At 44.2% G+C, this 677-nt stretch carries 1 protein-coding gene; it reads left to right on the top strand.

The genetic code is table 11. From position 1 onward, the window contains the following. On the top strand, positions 1-677 hold a 677-nt coding region (locus HC175_RS16000), incomplete at both ends, for a GH92 family glycosyl hydrolase (protein WP_168139408.1).

Below are 677 nucleotides of genomic sequence, written 5' to 3'. Positions count from 1 at the left end.
AAATGCAGCAAGAACCCTGGAGTATGCTTATGACGACTTCGCAATTTACCAACTTGCCAAAGCCCTTGAGAGGCCTCAGAAAGAAATCGATCTGTACAGGAAGCGTAGCCTTAACTATCAAAAATTATATGATCCTGAAACTCAATTGATGCGAGGGAAAAATAAAAACGGAGAGTTCATGGCACCTTTTAACCCTTTTAAATGGGGTGATGCTTTTACAGAGGGCAACAGCTGGCACTACTCCTGGTCTGTTTTTCATGATGTACAGGGACTTATCGATCGCATGGGCGGGAATGAAGAATTCGTAGCTCAACTTGATAAAGTCTTTTCCCTTCCTCCAAAGTTCGACGAAAGTTACTACGGGCAGGTAATTCATGAAATAAGAGAGATGCAAATTGCCAATATGGGCCAATATGCTCACGGGAATCAGCCGATCCAGCATATGATCTATTTGTACAACTATGCAGGAGAGCCATGGAAAGCTCAATATTGGGTGCGGGAAACCCTTAGCAGGATGTACTCTCCAACTCCCGATGGATATATAGGAGACGAAGATAACGGACAAACCTCTGCGTGGTATGTTTTTTCGGCACTTGGATTTTATCCGGTGACTCCGGCTTCAGATCAATACGTGATAGGAGCACCGCTGTTTAAAAAAGTGACCCTTCAGCTGGAGA

The sequence above is a fragment of the Salinimicrobium oceani genome, from assembly GCF_012037645.1.
This window is presented reverse-complemented; position numbering and strand designations above follow the sequence as displayed.